General features: G+C 64.0%; 16 protein-coding genes. 13 read left to right on the top strand and 3 right to left on the bottom strand.

The window, feature by feature from the left end:
- Nucleotides 1–111 precede the first annotated feature (111 nt).
- From PAQ31011_RS02850 to PAQ31011_RS02810, 9 genes are all read left to right on the top strand, one after another.
- Complete coding sequence (locus tag PAQ31011_RS02850; RefSeq protein ID WP_150574382.1) at nucleotides 112–1,740, top strand: 3-(methylthio)propionyl-CoA ligase; 1,629 nt, start codon at nucleotides 112–114, stop codon at nucleotides 1,738–1,740.
- Nucleotides 1,741–1,948: 208 nt separating this feature from the next.
- Complete coding sequence (locus PAQ31011_RS02845; protein WP_281349961.1) at nucleotides 1,949–2,914, top strand: branched-chain amino acid ABC transporter permease; 966 nt, start codon at nucleotides 1,949–1,951, stop codon at nucleotides 2,912–2,914.
- Nucleotides 2,914–4,197 carry a branched-chain amino acid ABC transporter permease gene (locus PAQ31011_RS02840; RefSeq protein ID WP_150574380.1) on the top strand — a complete coding sequence of 428 codons (1,284 nt, stop codon included), beginning with the start codon at nucleotides 2,914–2,916 and terminating at the stop codon, nucleotides 4,195–4,197. Before PAQ31011_RS02845 ends, PAQ31011_RS02840 begins: the two co-directional genes overlap by 1 nt.
- Nucleotides 4,194–5,021 (top strand): ABC transporter ATP-binding protein, encoded by an 828-nt coding sequence (locus PAQ31011_RS02835; protein WP_150574379.1) that lies wholly within the window; start codon nucleotides 4,194–4,196, stop codon nucleotides 5,019–5,021. The genes PAQ31011_RS02840 and PAQ31011_RS02835 overlap by 4 nt, the downstream gene beginning before the upstream one ends.
- A complete protein-coding gene (locus tag PAQ31011_RS02830) occupies nucleotides 5,014–5,730 on the top strand; it encodes an ABC transporter ATP-binding protein (protein ID WP_150574378.1) in 717 nt (238 codons plus the stop codon). The genes PAQ31011_RS02835 and PAQ31011_RS02830 overlap by 8 nt, the downstream gene beginning before the upstream one ends.
- A 91-nt stretch (nucleotides 5,731–5,821) precedes the next feature.
- On the top strand, nucleotides 5,822–7,918 hold the full coding sequence (locus PAQ31011_RS02825; protein ID WP_150574377.1) for a 3-hydroxyacyl-CoA dehydrogenase NAD-binding domain-containing protein: 2,097 nt from the start codon (nucleotides 5,822–5,824) through the stop codon (nucleotides 7,916–7,918).
- 15 nt (nucleotides 7,919–7,933) lie between these two features.
- Complete coding sequence (gene pncA / locus PAQ31011_RS02820) at nucleotides 7,934–8,539, top strand: bifunctional nicotinamidase/pyrazinamidase (RefSeq protein WP_150574376.1); 606 nt, start codon at nucleotides 7,934–7,936, stop codon at nucleotides 8,537–8,539.
- Nucleotides 8,540–8,688: 149 nt separating this feature from the next.
- Nucleotides 8,689–9,129 (top strand): PaaI family thioesterase, encoded by a 441-nt coding sequence (locus PAQ31011_RS02815; RefSeq protein ID WP_150574375.1) that lies wholly within the window; start codon nucleotides 8,689–8,691, stop codon nucleotides 9,127–9,129.
- A gap of 160 nt (nucleotides 9,130–9,289) precedes the next feature.
- On the top strand, nucleotides 9,290–10,285 hold the full coding sequence (locus PAQ31011_RS02810; RefSeq protein ID WP_150574374.1) for an NADP-dependent oxidoreductase: 996 nt from the start codon (nucleotides 9,290–9,292) through the stop codon (nucleotides 10,283–10,285).
- 74 nt (nucleotides 10,286–10,359) lie between these two features.
- On the opposite strand, the gene PAQ31011_RS02805 is transcribed toward PAQ31011_RS02810, so the two are convergent.
- From PAQ31011_RS02805 to ygfZ, 3 genes are read right to left on the bottom strand one after another with little or no spacing between them, the layout of a single operon-like run.
- Nucleotides 10,360–11,199 carry an NRDE family protein gene (locus tag PAQ31011_RS02805; RefSeq protein WP_150574373.1) on the bottom strand — a complete coding sequence of 280 codons (840 nt, stop codon included), beginning with the start codon at nucleotides 11,197–11,199 and terminating at the stop codon, nucleotides 10,360–10,362.
- Nucleotides 11,190–11,504 carry a DUF4936 family protein gene (locus PAQ31011_RS02800; protein ID WP_174989892.1) on the bottom strand — a complete coding sequence of 105 codons (315 nt, stop codon included), beginning with the start codon at nucleotides 11,502–11,504 and terminating at the stop codon, nucleotides 11,190–11,192. Before PAQ31011_RS02800 ends, PAQ31011_RS02805 begins: the two co-directional genes overlap by 10 nt.
- A gap of 22 nt (nucleotides 11,505–11,526) precedes the next feature.
- Complete coding sequence (gene ygfZ / locus PAQ31011_RS02795; RefSeq protein ID WP_150574371.1) at nucleotides 11,527–12,645, bottom strand: CAF17-like 4Fe-4S cluster assembly/insertion protein YgfZ; 1,119 nt, start codon at nucleotides 12,643–12,645, stop codon at nucleotides 11,527–11,529.
- A gap of 186 nt (nucleotides 12,646–12,831) precedes the next feature.
- On the opposite strand from ygfZ, the gene mltG reads away from it, so the two are divergent.
- The 4 genes from mltG (at nucleotide 12,832) to PAQ31011_RS02775 (ending at nucleotide 16,474) form a co-directional block, all read left to right on the top strand.
- Nucleotides 12,832–13,827 (top strand): endolytic transglycosylase MltG, encoded by a 996-nt coding sequence (mltG, locus tag PAQ31011_RS02790; RefSeq protein WP_150574370.1) that lies wholly within the window; start codon nucleotides 12,832–12,834, stop codon nucleotides 13,825–13,827.
- Nucleotides 13,824–14,486 carry a dTMP kinase gene (tmk, locus tag PAQ31011_RS02785; RefSeq protein WP_150574369.1) on the top strand — a complete coding sequence of 221 codons (663 nt, stop codon included), beginning with the start codon at nucleotides 13,824–13,826 and terminating at the stop codon, nucleotides 14,484–14,486. The genes mltG and tmk overlap by 4 nt, the downstream gene beginning before the upstream one ends.
- Before the next feature lie 135 nt (nucleotides 14,487–14,621).
- Nucleotides 14,622–15,662 carry a DNA polymerase III subunit delta' gene (holB, locus tag PAQ31011_RS02780; RefSeq protein WP_150574368.1) on the top strand — a complete coding sequence of 347 codons (1,041 nt, stop codon included), beginning with the start codon at nucleotides 14,622–14,624 and terminating at the stop codon, nucleotides 15,660–15,662.
- 29 nt (nucleotides 15,663–15,691) lie between these two features.
- Entirely contained in the window at nucleotides 15,692–16,474 is a 783-nt protein-coding gene (locus PAQ31011_RS02775; RefSeq protein WP_150574367.1) for a TatD family hydrolase, read from the top strand.
- The last annotated feature ends 70 nt before the right edge of the window (nucleotides 16,475–16,544 follow it).

Raw genomic sequence — 16,544 nt, 5'->3', positions numbered from 1 at the left:
TTGTCGACGTTCTTGCCGCTGCTCATTCGTTCGCTGTTCAGCCTTTCAATCGATGTTCCCCGACGCATCCCCGTAATTCCGGTTTTTCCGACTTTTCTGGAGATTCGACGTATGGCAACACCGCTCCTCGGTCAGATGATGGCCGCGCCGCTCCTGATTTCCTCGCTGCTCACGCATGCCGCCCGCCATCACGGCGACACCGAGATCGTGTCGCGCCGTGTCGAGGGCGATATCCATCGATATACCTGGCGCGACGCCGAGCAGCGCGCGCGTCAACTGGCTCAGGCCCTGCGCCGTCTGGGCGTGAGCGACGGCGAGCGTGTGGGCACGCTGGCATGGAACGGCTACCGGCACCTTGAGCTGTACTACGCCGTCTCCGGCATGGGCAGCGTGGTGCACACCGTCAATCCCCGACTGTTTCCGGAGCAGATCGCTTACATCGTCAATCACGCTGAAGACCGTTTCGTCGCGTTCGATATCAACTTCCTGCCGTTAGTCGAGACCATCGCGCCGCAGTGTCCGGGCGTGCAGGGCTGGATCGCGATGACCGACCGTGCGCATCTGCCTGCGTCCGATTTGCCGTTGCTTTGTTATGAAGACCTGATCGCCGCCGAAGACGGCGACTTCGCGTGGCCGTCGATGGACGAGAACGCGGCGTCCGGGCTTTGCTACACGTCGGGCACGACGGGCAATCCGAAGGGCGTGCTCTACAGCCATCGCTCGACGGTGCTGCATGCGTTCGGGGCGTCTCTGCCCGATGCCATGTGCATGTCGGCGCGCGACGCCGTCCTGCCCGTGGTCCCGATGTTTCATGTGAACGCGTGGGGCCTGCCGTACTCCAGTGCACTCACCGGCGCGAAGCTGGTGTTCCCCGGCAAGGATCTCGACGGCAAGTCGCTCTACGAACTCTTCGAAGCCGAGGGCGTTACGTTCTCGGCAGGGGTGCCGACGGTCTGGCTCGGGTTGCTGACGTACGTGAAGTCGATTGGGGGCCGTTTTTCCACGCTGGAGCGCACGGTGATCGGCGGGTCGGCTTGCCCGCCCGCCATGCTGCAATCGTTCGAAAAGGATTACGGCGTTCGCGTGATTCACGCGTGGGGCATGAGCGAGATGTCGCCGCTCGGTACGTTGTGCCACCTTCGCAAGCATCATCGCGATCTGCCTGAGGCGGAACAGCAGCACATTCTGGAAAAGCAGGGGACGGCCATCTACGGCGTCGATCTGAAGATCGTGGGGCCCGACGGCGAGGCGTTACCGTGGGACGGCAAAGCGTTCGGCGATCTGTATGCGCGCGGGCCCTGGGTGCTCGATCGCTATTTCCGCGCGGACGCGTCGCCGCTGGTCGACGGCTGGTTCCCGACCGGCGACGTGGCCACCATCGACCCCGAAGGTTACGTGCAGATCACGGACCGCAGCAAGGACGTCATCAAGTCCGGCGGCGAGTGGATCAGTTCGATCGACGTCGAAAACGTCGCCATGGCGCATCCGGAGATTCACGAAGCCGCGTGTATCGCGATTCGTCATCCCAAATGGGAGGAGCGGCCTTTGCTGGTGGTCGTGCGCAAGCCGGGTTCCACACTTACCCGTGAAGACGTGCTGGCGTTCTATCAGGGGCGCGTCGTGAAGTGGTGGATTCCAGATGACGTGGTCTTCGTCGACGAGATTCCGCATACGGCGACAGGCAAGATGCTCAAGCTCAAGCTGCGGGAGAAATTCCGCGATTTCGAGGTGTCGACGTGACGTTTCCGGTTTGAGGGCGGCGTGCACCGTGTGCCGGATCGGAATCTTCCGACGCAGCGATGCTCTCCGTCCGAAATCCAGCATTGACGCCGTTTTTCGGGCGATCCCGGGCCATTCCGGCTGCACGTCCCCTCTATAATGTCACCCTGAATTTCCCCCGATGCGGCGCTTGCGCCGCGTCTTTCATTGGCTTCCCGAAGGAGACGCAGTGCATCTGCTGAGTGCCACCGCAGGCCTCGTGCTGGTGAACGGTGTGAGCTACGGCTTGCTGCTGTTCATGCTGTCGAGCGGACTCACGCTGATTTTCAGCATGCTCGGCGTGCTGAACTTCGCGCATGCCAGTTTCTACATGCTCGGCGCGTACTTTGCTTATGCGTTATCGGGCGCGGTCGGCTTCTGGGCAGCGCTGATCGTCGCGCCGCTGGTTGTCGGCGTCGCGGGCGCGCTGTTCGAGCGCGCTGTCCTGCGACGTCTGCGTGCGCGTGGCGCGCTCGCGGAACTGCTCGCCACGTTCGGGCTGGCCTATGTCGTGGTGGAGCTGGTGCAACTCGCATGGGGGCGTGGGCCGGTCGACTATGGTGTGCCGGCAGTCTTCGACGGCGTTCTCGTTCATGTCGGCGGTATAGCGGTGCCCGCCTATCGTCTGTTCTTGATGGGCCTTGCCTGCGCGATTGCGCTGCTCGTCTGGGTGGCATTTCGTGCGACCCGCACCGGGCTGATCCTGCAGGCGGCGCTCTCGCAGCCGGCCATGACGCAGGCGCTCGGCTACGACGTGCCGTCCCTGTACACAGGGGTGTTCGCGTGCGGTGCGGCGCTGGCAGCCCTTGCCGGTGCGGCAGGCGGCAATGTGCTGGTGACGGAGCCGGGTATGGCCGCGACGGTCGGCAGCGTGGTGTTCGTCGTCGTGGTCGTCGGGGGGCTCGGCTCGCTGGGCGGTGCGTTCGTTGCGTCGTTGCTGATCGGGTTGTTGCAAACCTGGGCGGTGACCAGCGACGCGACACTCGATCAATGGTGGCCGCGCGGCGGGGCCGGTGACGCCGTCTCGCCGCTGTCGTTCCTCTCACCCGTGTTGCATCTGAGCGTTGCACAACTGGCACCGGCCGTCCCCTATCTGCTTATGGTTGCGGTGTTGTTGTGGCGGCCGCGCGGGCTATTCGGCGTGAGGGAGGGGTGATGAACGACGTGATCGTGAACGTGCCGCATGCGCCGCGCGCGAGCCGCGCGTCATGGCGTTGCCGGGCCGCCGTGTGGGCTGCCTTTGCCGCCCTCCTGTGTGCGGCGCCCTGGTGTTTCCCGTCCGACGCGGCGCTGACCCTGATGACGCAAATGGGGACCGCTGTGATTCTTGCACTTTCCTTCAATCTGCTGCTCGGCTCGACGGGGCTGCTTAGCTTTTGTCATGCGACTTATGCGGGCATTGGCGCGTATGCCGGTGTGTGGTGCATGAATCGCATCGGCATGCAGGGGTTGCCGGTGTCGATGGCGCTCGTGCCGTTCGCGGGGGCGCTGGCCGGGGGAGGAGCGGGCGCCACGCTTGGGTATGTCACGACGCGTCGCGCCGGAATGACGTTCGCCATGATCACGCTCGGTGTTGCCGAGCTTGTCTGGGTGATGGCTGCGATGCTGCCCGAGTGGTTCGGCGGCGAGCGGGGTATTCCCACCGACCGCACGCTGGGTGCCGCATGGTTCGGCGTGACGTTTGCGACGCAGCGCGAAGTCTATGGGCTGGTCGCCTTCTGGTTATTTGTCTGCGCGGGACTGATGTTTGGCGTGACGCGCACGCCGCTGGGGTTTTTGGCGCGCGCTGTGCGCGACAACCCGGCGCGGGTCGCATTCCTTGGGCAGTCGCCAGCCGCCGTGCGATACCGCATGCAGATCCTCGCGGCTGCGTTCGCCGGCGTGGCCGGCGCATTGGGTGCGATGAATTTCGAACTGGTGAGCGCCGACACGTTCAGTCTGGAACGCTCGGGCATTGTGCTCGTCTTCACCGTACTGGGCGGGGTCTCGTATTTCGCCGGGCCGATGCTCGGGGCTGTTGTCGGCGTCTTTGCGACGGTCGTGCTCGCCACGATGACGCGGGCGTGGCAGCTCTATCTCGGCGTGGGGTTTCTGGTTGTTGTGGTGTTCGCACCGGGTGGCATTGCCGGCCTGCTCGCGGCGCATTGGCATGCCTGGCGTGACGGCGCACTTCGCAGGCTGTGGAAGCCTTATGCGGCGGTGTGTGTGGGTGTCGCGCTGACAATGTCTGCCGGTGTTGCGATGATCGAAATGATCTATGACGCGCGTCTTGCCGTCGATGGCGTGTCGACCGGCGGCCTGAGCCATCGTCTGGGCGCGGGTGCTTGGATGCTCGTCGTCGTCGCGGGGCTTGTGGGTGGGGGCATCTTGACGTTTGCAGGGCGTCGTCTTCGCCGCAAGGTCAGTGACATTGCCGTGACGGCGGAGGATCGGCGATGAGGCCATTCGTTAAGCGCACAGATCCGGCGGCGACCTCGGCACAGGCGCTGAGCGTTCGAGGCGTTGGTAAAGCGTTTGGACGCACGCAGGTGCTCAACGGGGTCGACCTCACGCTCTCGCCCGGAGAGCGGCTTGCCATCATCGGCCCCAATGGCGCGGGGAAAAGTACGTTGTTCGATGTCATTACGGGAAGAACGCGTCCCGACAGTGGGCGTGTGCTGATGCACGAGCGCGATGTGACGGGCCGCCCGCCCCATGTCATCAGCAGGCTTGGACTGTCTCGCAGCTTTCAGACGTCGCAATTGTTCGGCCAGATGAGCGTGATCGACCATTTGCGGTGTGCGGGTCTTTGGCCGAGCGGTCATCGCTACACGTTCTGGCGGCGTATGCGCGGTCTGGACGATGTGACCCGGCACAGCGAGGCATGGCTCGAACGTCTTGGGCTCGAAGCGCGGCGCGACGTGCCCGCGGGCGCGTTGAGCTACGCGGAGCAGCGTGTGCTGGAGGTCGGTTTGTGTGCGGCATCGGCGGGCGACGTGATGCTGCTCGACGAGCCGACCGCCGGCATGAGCCAGTCGGAGTCGGTGCGCATGGTGTCCCTGATCGCTGAACTGAGCCGTGGGCGTTCGCTGCTCATGATCGAACACGACATGCATGTCGTGTTCTCGCTTGCCGACCGGATCGCCGTGCTGGCGCGTGGTGCCGTGATCGCGTGCGACACACCGGACCGTATTCGCAGCCATCCCGATGTACGGATGGCATATCTCGGAGAATTCGCGGACAGATTCGACGTCGACTCGACGAGCGAGGGTCGCGATGCTTGAGTTGATCGATGTCAAAGCCGGTTATCGCGGCAGTCGCGTGTTGCACGGCGTCACGATGCGGGTCGCACCGGGCGAGATTGTGGCGGTGCTTGGGCGCAACGGAGCGGGACGCTCCACGCTGGCTCGCGCCATCATGGGGCAAGTGGCCCGCGAGGGAGACATCCGCTGGCACGGGCAATCGCTGAGCGCACTGGCGTCACACCAGATCGCCAGACTGGGCATCGGTTATGTGCCGGAGACGCGCGATGTCTTCGGGCCGCTGACGGTGCTCCAGAATCTGCAACTGGGTCAGCGCGCGGTAAAGCAGCGCACGGGGGCGAGCGACGCCGATCGGGCCATGACGGTTGCGGAGGCCTTTGATCGCTTTGAAGAACTGGCACCGCGCCGCGATGCACCGGCCGCTTCGCTATCGGGCGGCGAGCAGCAATTGCTTTCCCTATGCCGGGCCATGATGGCGGGGCCGGACTTGTTGATCGTCGATGAACCGACCGAGGGACTCGCGCCACGCGTGGTGGCGCGTATTGGTCGGATTCTCACGGATCTGCGGGCGACCGGTGTCGCCATTCTGTTGATCGAACAGAAGCTCTCGCTCGCGCTGAGTTGTGCGCAGCGCGTTGCCGTCATGGGGCGCGGAGCGCTGGTTTTCGAGGGCACACCGGAAGCGCTGGCGGCCGCGCACGAGATCCGCCGCGAATGGCTTGAGGTGTAGCGCTGCGCTAGAATCGAACGATCGTCTTGCCGCAACTTGCGGGATCGCGGCACCCCCAAACGACGCCAACACTATAAGGAAAGAGACAAGGATGAGCACGGCTTATGAGGTTCGTGACGGCGTGGCCGTCATCACACTGGAGAATCCCCCGGTCAATGGCCTGGGGCATGCAACGCGTGCCGGCATAGCGCAAGGACTGACGCAAGCCCAGTCGGACGCACAGGTGCGTGCCATTGTGCTGATCGGCGGCGGAAAAGCTTTCTCCGGTGGCGCCGACATCCGTGAATTCAATACGCCGAAAGCCACGCAGAGCCCGCTGCTCGTCGATGTGATCAATGCGCTCGATGCGTGCACCAAACCGGTCGTCGCCGCAGTGCATGCTGTCGCCATGGGCGGTGGTCTGGAACTGGCACTCGCCTGCCATTACCGCGTGGCGTTGCCGGGCGCGCAAATTGCCTTGCCGGAAGTGAAGCTGGGCTTGCTTCCGGGGGCCGGCGGCACGCAACGCCTGCCGCGTGCCATCGGTGTCGCGCGTGCGCTCGACATGGTGGTCACGGGGCGCGTCGTGAAGTCCGAAACGCTCGTCGGTACGCTTTTCGCCGATGTCTTTGAGGGCAATCACGACGATCTGCTGGCGGGCGCCATCGCGTTTGCCAGTGACGTCGCCGACGCCGGGAACACGCTGCCGCGATTGCGCGACGTGGCGATCGAAGACACTGACGGCTCGGCGCAATCGGCCATCGACGCCGCACGAGACAAGGTGCAGCGCGAGCAACCGCATTTTCCGGCACCGCACAAATGTGTGGCAGCCGTCGAAGCGGCGTTGCTGCGTCCTTTCGACGAAGGCGTCAAATTCGAGCGCGAGTGTTTCGTCGCACTGGTAAGTTCGCCGGAATCGAAGGCGCTGCGCCATGCCTTTCTCGGTGAGCGCGCGGCGGCCAAGATTGCGGATGTGCCCGACGATACGCCGGTGCGGAGCATTGAGCGCGTGGCCGTCATCGGCGCGGGAACGATGGGGAGCGGCATCGCGATGACCTTTGCCAATGCGGGCATTCCGGTCACGCTGGTCGATACGACCGAAGCCTCGTTGGCGCGCGGCGTCGAGTCCATGCGTAGCAATTACGCCCGGGCTGTCACGCGCGGCAAGCTGTCGACCGACGAGGCGGAGAAGCGGCTGGCACGTATTCACGGCAGCATCGATTTCGCATCGGTGGCCGACGCCGACCTGATCGTCGAAGCGGTTTTCGAAGACATGGCGATCAAGCAGGTCGTTTTCCGCGAGCTGGATAAGGTCGCCAAATCCGGTGCGATTCTGGCATCGAACACGTCCACGCTGAATCTCGATGCGCTGGCGGAAACCACTTCGCGCCCGGCGGACGTCATCGGCATGCATTTCTTCAGCCCGGCGAACGTCATGCGCCTGCTCGAAGTCGTGCGCGGCGCGCATACGGGCAAGGATGTGCTTGCGACGGTGATGAAGCTCGCCAAGCGTATCGGCAAACTGGCGGTGGTGGCGCGCGTGTGCGACGGCTTCATCGGCAACCGCATGCTCGAACCGTATTTCAAGCAATCGCAGTGGATGGTCGAGCAGGGCGCGACGCCCGCGCAGGTCGATGCTGCCATCGAACGTTTCGGCTTCGCGATGGGGCCGTTCCGCACGAGCGATCTGGCGGGCAACGATGTCAGTTGGGCGATTCGCAAGCGCCGTCACGCCGAGCAACCGGGGATCGTGTATCCGAAAATTGCCGACGTGCTTTGCGAAGCCGGGCGCTATGGTCAGAAGACGCACGCCGGTTGGTATGACTATGCAGAAGGCGACCGTACGCCGCGCGAGTCCGCCAAAGTCGCACAAATGCTCGACGACTATCGCAAGACGAACGGCATTACGCCGCGCGTCTTTTCGGACGACGAGATCGTTGATCGCCTTGTGTACGCACTGGTGAACGAAGGGGCCAGAGTGCTGGCCGACGGAACGGCGGCGCGCGCGTCGGACATCGACATGGTGTATCTGAACGGCTACGGTTTCCCGCTGTGGCGCGGCGGCCCGATGCTCTACGCCGATACGGTCGGACTCGATAAGGTGCTCGCCCGTGTGAAGACTTTCGAGGGCGGCGAGCACGGCGAGGACTGGGCACCTGCCGCACGGCTGGTTGAACTGGCCGACGCCGGGAAGCGCTTCAACGGCTAAGGGAAGGGACGTGACATGAAGCCAATGGACGAAGTGCTGCTCGTGATCGACGTGCAGAACGATTTCATGCCGGGCGGCGCGCTGGCCGTTCCCCATGGGGACGAGGTGGTTCCCGCGATCAACGCGCTGGCGAGTCAGTTCTCTCATGTGGTGATCACGCAGGACTGGCATCCGGCGGCGCACGTGTCGTTTGCAGACAATCACCCGGGGCGTCAGCCGTTCGAAACGATCACGTTGCCGTACGGGGAGCAGGTGTTGTGGCCTGCGCATTGTGTTCAGAACACGTGGGGCGCAGCGTTACACGCGGATCTGCATATTCCGCATGCGCAGGCGGTGGTGCGCAAGGGCTATCAGACGAGCGTCGACAGTTACTCGGCGTTTCTGGAAGCCGACCGCAAGACGCCGACGGGCCTCTCGGGTTATTTGCGTGAGAAGGGTGTCAGGCGCGTGCATTGCGTGGGACTCGCGACGGATTTCTGCGTGGCGTGGAGTGCGCTCGACGCCAAAGCCGCTGGCTTCGATGCGTGTGTGATCGAGCATGCCTGTCGCGCCATCGACCTGCACGGCTCGTTGGCTGCGGCATGGACGGCATTGGCTGCAGCGGGCGTATCACGCGAGTAGATGTGGATAGATGTGAGTAGTCGCGCTTCAGCGCGACCGTAGGATCACCGATGAGAATCAGACGTCGCGCACGCATGTGCGACGTCATTAGTTGAAGACAGGACGATGGACAAGTTTTACCGTAAAGGCCAATGCGGCCGGGGTTCCCGATGAGTGCGCTGACGATTCGTTCGGGGTTTATCGATCATCTGGGCGTCGAGTTGTTGCGCGCCGAGAACGGCGAGTCGGAGTTGCGTCTCGATTTGTCGGCCAAGCACCTCAATAGCTGGGAGGTGATGCATGGCGGCGTTACGATGGCGCTGCTCGATGTTGCGCTGAGTACCGCAAGCCGCAGCGTCGCACCGGAGGGTACCGGTGTCGTGACCATCGAAATGAAGACGAGCTTCATGCAGCCCGGTTCGGGCGAAATGCGCGCGTTCGGCCGATTACTGCATCGCTCGACGACCATGGCGTATTGCGAAGGTGAAGTGCGCGATGCCAACGGTAAGCTCGTCGCCAAGGCGATGGGCACGTTCAAGTATCTGCGACGTCTGGCGGTCGGACGCGAAGTGCACGAGCAACGTCGGCCGGGCGAGCCCAGCGGGGACTGACGCTCGGCGGAGAATGCCGGATGTCACCAAAATCGGGCGCGTCTTAACCGTGCGGCCCGGTCACTCGTTTACGTAGTGCTGTCACGTATTGCAGCCACGGAACGCAGTCACGTAATTCATGCATGTCACTCATGCATGTCATTGATGCGGAGGAAGTCTCATGACGATCAATCGCCAGATTTTGCTGGTCTCCCGCCCGACGGGGGAAGCCACGCTCGACAACTTCCACCTTGCCGCGCCTGAACTGCCGGAACTGGGCGACGGACAGGTGCTGGTGCGCAATTTCTACCTCTCCCTCGATCCCTACATGCGGGGCCGGATGAGCGACGCCAAGTCGTACGCACCGCCGCAGCCGCTCGATACGGTGATGATCGGTGCGACGGTCGGCGAGGTGATCGAATCGCGAAATCCCGACTGGCAACCAGGGGATGCCGTCACGGCCATGTTCGGCTGGCAGGAGTACGGTATTTCGGACGGCAGCAATCTGCGCCGTCTTCACGACACCAGCGTGCCGATGAGCGCCTATCTGGGGGCTGCGGGTATGCCGGGCGTGACCGCCTGGTACGGTCTGAACAAGATCATTGCGCCGAAGGCGGGCGAGACGGTCGTGGTGAGCGCGGCTTCCGGTGCGGTGGGCAGTGTGGTGGGGCAGTTGGCGAAGCGGGCAGGATGCCGTGTGGTCGGTATCGCCGGTGGCGAGCAGAAGTGTGCGTACGTCGTGGAGACGCTCGGCTTCGATGCGTGTGTCGATTACAAGGCGGGCAACGTCTACGACGCATTGCGTGGCGCGGCGCCTGACGGCATCGACGGCTACTTCGAAAACGTGGGCGGTGAGGTGTTTGACGCTGTGATGCGCAACCTCAACGCGCATTCGCGCATCGCGCTGTGCGGCATGATCGCAGGCTACAACGGTGAGCCAATTCCGATGAAGTACCCGTCGCTGCTGCTTACGCAACGTGTGAAGCTCGAAGGCTTCATCATCATGGAACACCTGGACATTTGGCCGCAGGCGCTCAAGGAACTGACCGAAGCGATTTCGGCCGGTGAGTTGCGTTATCGCGAGTCGATGACGCAGGGCATCGAGAGCGCACCCGCCGCATTCCTCGGATTGCTCAAGGGCGAGAACTTCGGCAAGCAGATCGTGCGGTTGGTGTAAGCCTACGGCGAGGTGGCCGGGGCGGTCCGATCATTGAGGCGGGTGAGCCGGCGAAGCCGCCGGATCACCCACGGTCAGGCGCTTTTGACGTCGAACCGGTAATGTCGCAAATCGCGCAATTCGCTCGCGGGTTGCGCAGGCGAGACGGTCGATTCAGTCACTTCGATGACGCCGTCCCGCCGATAACGCAGCAAAGTCGTGCAGCGCGTTCCGTAGGCGGGCGATGCGATAAACGCTGCCGAGAGTTTTTTCTCCCAGTCACGCGTCACACCGGTTTCCGGAAGTGTCTCGTCGGCGGCCTCGGCGGCGTCGCGCATGACTTCCATGAGGGCGAGGTCGTCGGCACCATGCTCCAGCGCTTCGCGCAGTGCATTGCGTCGACTGACCAGCTTGGGCCACGGCGTGTCGAGCAGCGCGTTCGATAAACCGTGAAAGCCCGGCGCGATCGCGTGGGCCACCGGAAGTGCCGTTTGGCCCCCGACTCGCTCCGCTGTCTGCGCATTGCGTGCGAGCGTGTCCCGATTCCCCAACCAATACAATTTGCCCGCCGGCAGATCGCCGGCAAGCAGGTTGAAGCCCGCGTATTCGTGGGCATGCTTCTCGACGCGTGCGAGATCGTCGTCGAACGAGGTCGCATCGAGCATGGCGGACACGAGCAGCCCGCGCGACGGCGAGTCCTTCGGTGTCATCGGTGCCCGGCCGTCGCGGAAGTTGGTCAGCGCGGCGAAGCGTCCCGCCCGATTGACGCCCATCCACGTTCCGCCGCCGCGCAGATCGCGCCCGGCAAGCACTTCGGGTCGATCAGACCACCAATGAAGCGGCTCCGCGGCGCGCTCAAAGAATTCGTCGCGATTGGCGAGCACGATCAGCGGGGTGGCAGCCTCAGGCTGCCAGGAGAAGACGATCAGGCACATGGGGAGGAGGGCGTCGGGATATCGACGAAGCATTCGACGTGGCGCTCGCCCGCCAGCAGCGATGCCAGACCGGATTCGACGACCAATTGCGGCAGCGCCTCGACGAAGTCTGCATCGACGTCGTCGTAACGCTCCATCCAGGTCGTGCCGCCCTTAGCGACATCGTTGGCCGAGACGTCGGCGCGCCATTGAATGCGGCCGCAGACGCCGAAGCGTCCGGCCGTCAATGCAAAGAGGCGCGCGACTGCCTCACGGGCGGCGTCGGTCTGCGTTGTCGAGACACGGTAGTAGACGTAACAGTCCATCGGCGCGGGCCGTGCGGTCGACTCAGGAGGCCGCGGCCGAAGGTGCCGGCGCTTCCGTCGGATCGATGATCTCGTAAGGCAGCTCACTGAATGCCAGCGCCGGGCCGTCGACGGTGCCAAGGCGGACATCGTCGGCTTCGCGCGCGGCGAGTTTCAGCTCGACGAGGACGTCATAACCGCCATTCGGTGCCGGTGCCGCCTGCACGACCATGCCGCAGGGCTGCTCGGTATCGCTCGTCTCGACCAGTTCCTGTCCCGGCACGGGCAGCATGCCGTCAACATGGGCCAGATGGAGCCGGCGCTTGATCGTGCCGCGATACTGGCTGCGTGCGACGACTTCCTGCCCGGGGTAGCACCCTTTGCGGAAGTTCACGCCGCCAACGACTTCCCAGTTGATCATCTGCGGCACGAACTGTTCTTGCGTTGCCGTGGTGACACGGGCCACGCCGCTTTGCACGTCGAGCCAGGACACAAGCGTCGCGTCGACGGCGACGACGCCGTCCGTGCCGACAAGCGAGTTCCAGACTTCGGCGGCCTGCGCGACCGGCACGCTCCAAAGGAAGCGCGAGAGCGAGCGGGCCGTACCGGCGTCGGGCAGACGAATCAGGCTGGTGCCGTTGCCGGGGGCGTCGCTCATCGTGGCGTGTACGGCTGCCAGCGCGGCGGCGGGCAGCGACGCGAACGTACGCGAGAGCACGGCCTCAACGGCCGGGCCACCGACTTGCAGCAGGATGTGCGTGGCGGTGCCGTCCGTCAGCTTCGCCTTCGCGCGCAGCACGAACATCGAAAGACGTTTCTGGACAGCGGCCTGCACAGTGGCGTCGCTGGCGAGATAGATCGTGGCGTCAGCAGACGTGTCGCGCCACATCAGGAAGGTCGCGAGCAGGCGTCCCTTGGCCGAGCAATAGCCCGCCAGACGTGCCTGCACGGGCGACAGTCGTTCGACGTCGCTGGTCAGCTGACCGTGCAGGAACGCGGCCGCGTCGGCACCGTTCACGGCGATGAGGCCGGTGTCGCTCGCCAGGGCGACAAAGCTGCCCGTGCGCAACGCATCGAACTGTGCGGCGCGTGCGTCGGGCGAAATATCGGAAAGAGAAGCGGCTGCCGCGTGCGGCAGAAGATCACGCCATGTGGTGGTCATAAACGAAAGTGCCTGTCAATCTGTGAGGGTTCGGCAAGTCAAAGTATTATATTGGGTCTTCCGCCAGGACGTGCGAGCCCGGTTCGACGCGCAAAATGCGCCACCCGACACCGATGCCGCCACGCGCGCCCGGCAGATGAGTCCCCCGAACCCGCTGTCGTCATCGCGCGACTTATTCTGCAATTCATGTACTTCATCAAACGTCTGTTTGTCCTGTTGATCGTCGCGGCACTGGCGGCCGGCGGCGCTTTCTATTATTGGGCACAAGCGCCGCTGCAATTGGGCAAGCCGACGCTGGACGTCACGATCAAGCCTTACAGCTCCGTGCGCAGTGTCGCCACGCAATTACGCACGGGCGGCGTGCCGGTGCATCCGCTGCTGTTCAATCTGCTCGCCCGCGTGATGGACGTGGGCACCAAACTCAAGTCGGGCAACTACGAGTTTGCGACCGGCATTACGCCCATGGAGGTCATGGACAAGCTCGCACGCGGCGACGTCAACCAGTACGTGGTGACGATCATCGAGGGCTGGACCTTCAAGAAGATGCGCTCGGAGATCGATGCCAACCCGGCATTGCGTCACGACACGGCCGGGCTGCCGGATGCCGACCTGATGCAACTCGTGGGCGCAGATCGCGCGGAAGCCGAGGGCATGTTCTTCCCCGACACGTACCTTTTTCCGAAAGGCACCAGCGATGTCGATATTTACAAGCGGGCTTATCGCCTGATGCAGAAGCGTCTGGACGAAGCCTGGGCGTCGCGCGCACCGGGCTTGCCGTACGCCACGCCGTATGAGGCGCTTATCATGGCCTCGCTCGTCGAGAAGGAGACGGGGCAGGCGGTGGAGCGCGGGCAAGTGGCGGCGGTGTTCGTCAACCGACTGCGCAAGCGCATGTTGCTGCAGACCGACCCGACAGTGATCTACGGCATGGGCGATCTGTACACGGGGCGTCTGCGCAAGCGCGACCTGCAAACGGATACGCCGTACAACACATACACGCGCGCCGGCCTGCCGCCGACGCCGATTGCGCTGCCGGGTGTGGCGTCGCTGGCGGCGTCGCTCAACCCTGCGCCGACCGACGCCCTGTATTTCGTGGCGCGCGGCGACGGTACGAGCCACTTCTCGACCAATCTTCAGGAGCACAATCGCGCCGTGGACAAATATCAGCGAGGTGAGCAATGACGAATTCCCCGGACGCATCGGCCACGGTGCCGGGCAAGTTCGTGACTTTCGAAGGCATCGACGGTGCGGGCAAGAGCACGCACGTGAACGCCTTTGTCGACGCACTGCGTCAGGGCCTTGCCACCGTTGGCCGTGACGTAGTGGCGACGCGCGAGCCGGGTGGCACGCCGCTGGGCGAAGCGCTGCGTAAGCTCGTGCTCGACGAGCCGATGGATATCGAAACCGAAGCGCTCCTGATGTTTGCGGGCCGCCGCGAACATTTGGTGAAGGTGATCGAGCCCGCGCTCGCACGCGGTGACTGGGTCGTCTCAGATCGTTTTACCGATGCGACGTTTGCCTATCAGGGCGGCGGGCGTGGCCTGTCGCGCGAGAAGTTGTCGATTCTCGAGCGCTGGGTGCAGGGCACGCGTCAGCCCGATCTGACGATTCTGTTCGATCTCGATCCGGCGATTGCCGCCGCGCGACTCGCCGGCGCTCGTGCGCCCGACAAGTTCGAACGCGAGTCGGCGGCATTTTTCACCCGGGTGCGCGAGGAGTATCTGCGTCGTGCCGAGGAGTCGGCACGACGCATCGTGCTGATCGATGCGGCGCAAAGCATCGACGCCATTGCCGAACAACTCGCCGACGTATTCGCCCGGCTGGGATTGCCGGGGCACTAAGCCACACTACGCAACACTGAGCACGCTTCCGGGAAGGGACGGACTTCATCCGGTTTTCCCCGACGCGCGCATAATTCGGGTATCCGCATCGATGCAGCACCCGAAATATCTGCAACATCCGGCCAAGGAGCCCACATGCTGTATCCGTGGCAGTCAGAGGACTGGACACGCCTTAACGACCTGCGTACCCAGATGCCGCACGCGCTGCTTTTGCAGGCGGTGCCGGGCATAGGCGAAGTGGCGCTCGCGCGGACGTTCGCGCAGGGACTGCTGTGCGAATCGCCGCGCGCCGATCATCTGCCGTGCGGTACTTGCGGCGCATGTCAGTGGTTCGCGAGCGGCAATCACCCGGACTTCCGCGTGATTTGCCCCGAAGCGCTGGCCGAGACGCTCCCCGGCGCTGAAGCGCGGGCAGAGGCCGACGGCGACAAGAAGACGAAAACCCCGAGTAAGGAAATCAAGATCGAGCAGGTGCGCGAGGTCATCGACTTCGCGAGCCTTGGCTCGCATCGTCAGGGCCGTCGCGTCGTGCTGCTGTATCCGGCCGAGTCGCTTAACGTGCATGCGGCGAACGCCTTGCTCAAAACGCTGGAAGAGCCGCCCGAAGGTGTGGTGTTCCTGTTGGTGACGACGCAACCCGACCGCCTGCTGCCGACGATTCTGTCGCGCTGCCGCCGGCTGGTGCTTACACGTCCCGACGGCGCTCAAGCCACGCAATGGCTGATGGGTGAGGCGGGCCTCAACGCCACCACGGCCGCCGCTGTGCTCGCGGAAGCCGGCGGCGCACCTCTAGCCGCGCGTGCGCTGGCCGAGCCCGACGAGCGTGGCTGGCGCGACTGGCTGCTGGGGCAGCTCGCGGAAGGTGGCGCTATCGACGCTTTCGCCTGCGCCGAACAACTGCACAAGGGCAGCCTGCCGGGCATTCTGGAGACGTTGCAACGCTGGTGTTTCGACGTACTCGCCGAGCGCATGGCCGGTGCCGTTCGTTTCTTCCCCGCGCAGGCACAGGCGTTGCGTCGCTGCGGCGATGCGACCGACGACGTCCGTCTGCTGGGCTTCCTGCGCGAACTGGCGCAACAGCGTCAGGTGCAGAATCACCCGCTCAATACGCGCGTGCTGCTCGAAGCGCTTTTCCTGCAATACAAACAGTTGTTCGGTGGCCCAGCATCGCTTTGATGCCAGGCACCGGCAACCGATCGCACATCATGTTCATCGATTCGCACTGTCATATCAATTTCCCGGAGCTGGCCGAGCAGATGCCGGACCTGCTTGCCCGCATGCGCGAGAACAAGGTCAGCCACGCGCTGTGTGTCTCCGTCGATTTGCCGACGCTGCCGCAGGTGCTGGAGATCGCGGCGCAGCACGAGAATGTCTATGCCTCCGTGGGCGTGCATCCCGACTATGAGGACACGCCCGAGCCGAGCGTCGACGATCTCGTGCGTCTCGCGGCCACACCGAAGGTCGTCGCCATCGGGGAGACCGGTCTCGACTACTACCGGCTCGAAGGCCGCAGCATCGAAGACATGGAATGGCAGCGCGAGCGGTTTCGTACGCACATCCGAGCCGCACGCGCGACCGGCAAGCCGCTGATCATTCACACCCGTTCGGCCGCAGACGACACGCTGCGCCTCATGCGTGAGGAGGAGGCGGGCGAACCGGCCGGCGTGATGCATTGCTTCACCGAAAGCTGGGATGTCGCGAAGGGCGCGCTCGATCAGAACTTCTACATCTCGTTCTCCGGCATCGTCACGTTCAAGAGCGCGCGCGATTTACAGGACGTTGCGCGTCGCGTGCCGCTCGAGCGCATGCTCATCGAAACGGACTCGCCGTATCTCGCGCCGGTGCCGTATCGCGGCAAGCTCAATCAGCCGGGGTATGTCCGCCATGTGGCGGAATTCATCGCGGATTTGCGCGGTGAACCGTTGCAGAAGATTGCCGAGGCGACCAGCGAGAACTTCTTCCGTCTCTTTTCGACGGCGAAGCATTGAACTCGCATCGCGCGTAGCTTTCGAACCGACGTTTTTTCGTTGACGTTTTTGCCGACGCTTTAGCCGACGC

This window comes from Pandoraea aquatica (genome assembly GCF_902459565.1).
GTDB classification, from domain to species: Bacteria; Pseudomonadota; Gammaproteobacteria; order Burkholderiales; family Burkholderiaceae; genus Pandoraea; species Pandoraea aquatica.
Note: the sequence above shows the minus strand (reverse complement) of the source record. Positions and strands in the feature narration are given on the sequence as shown.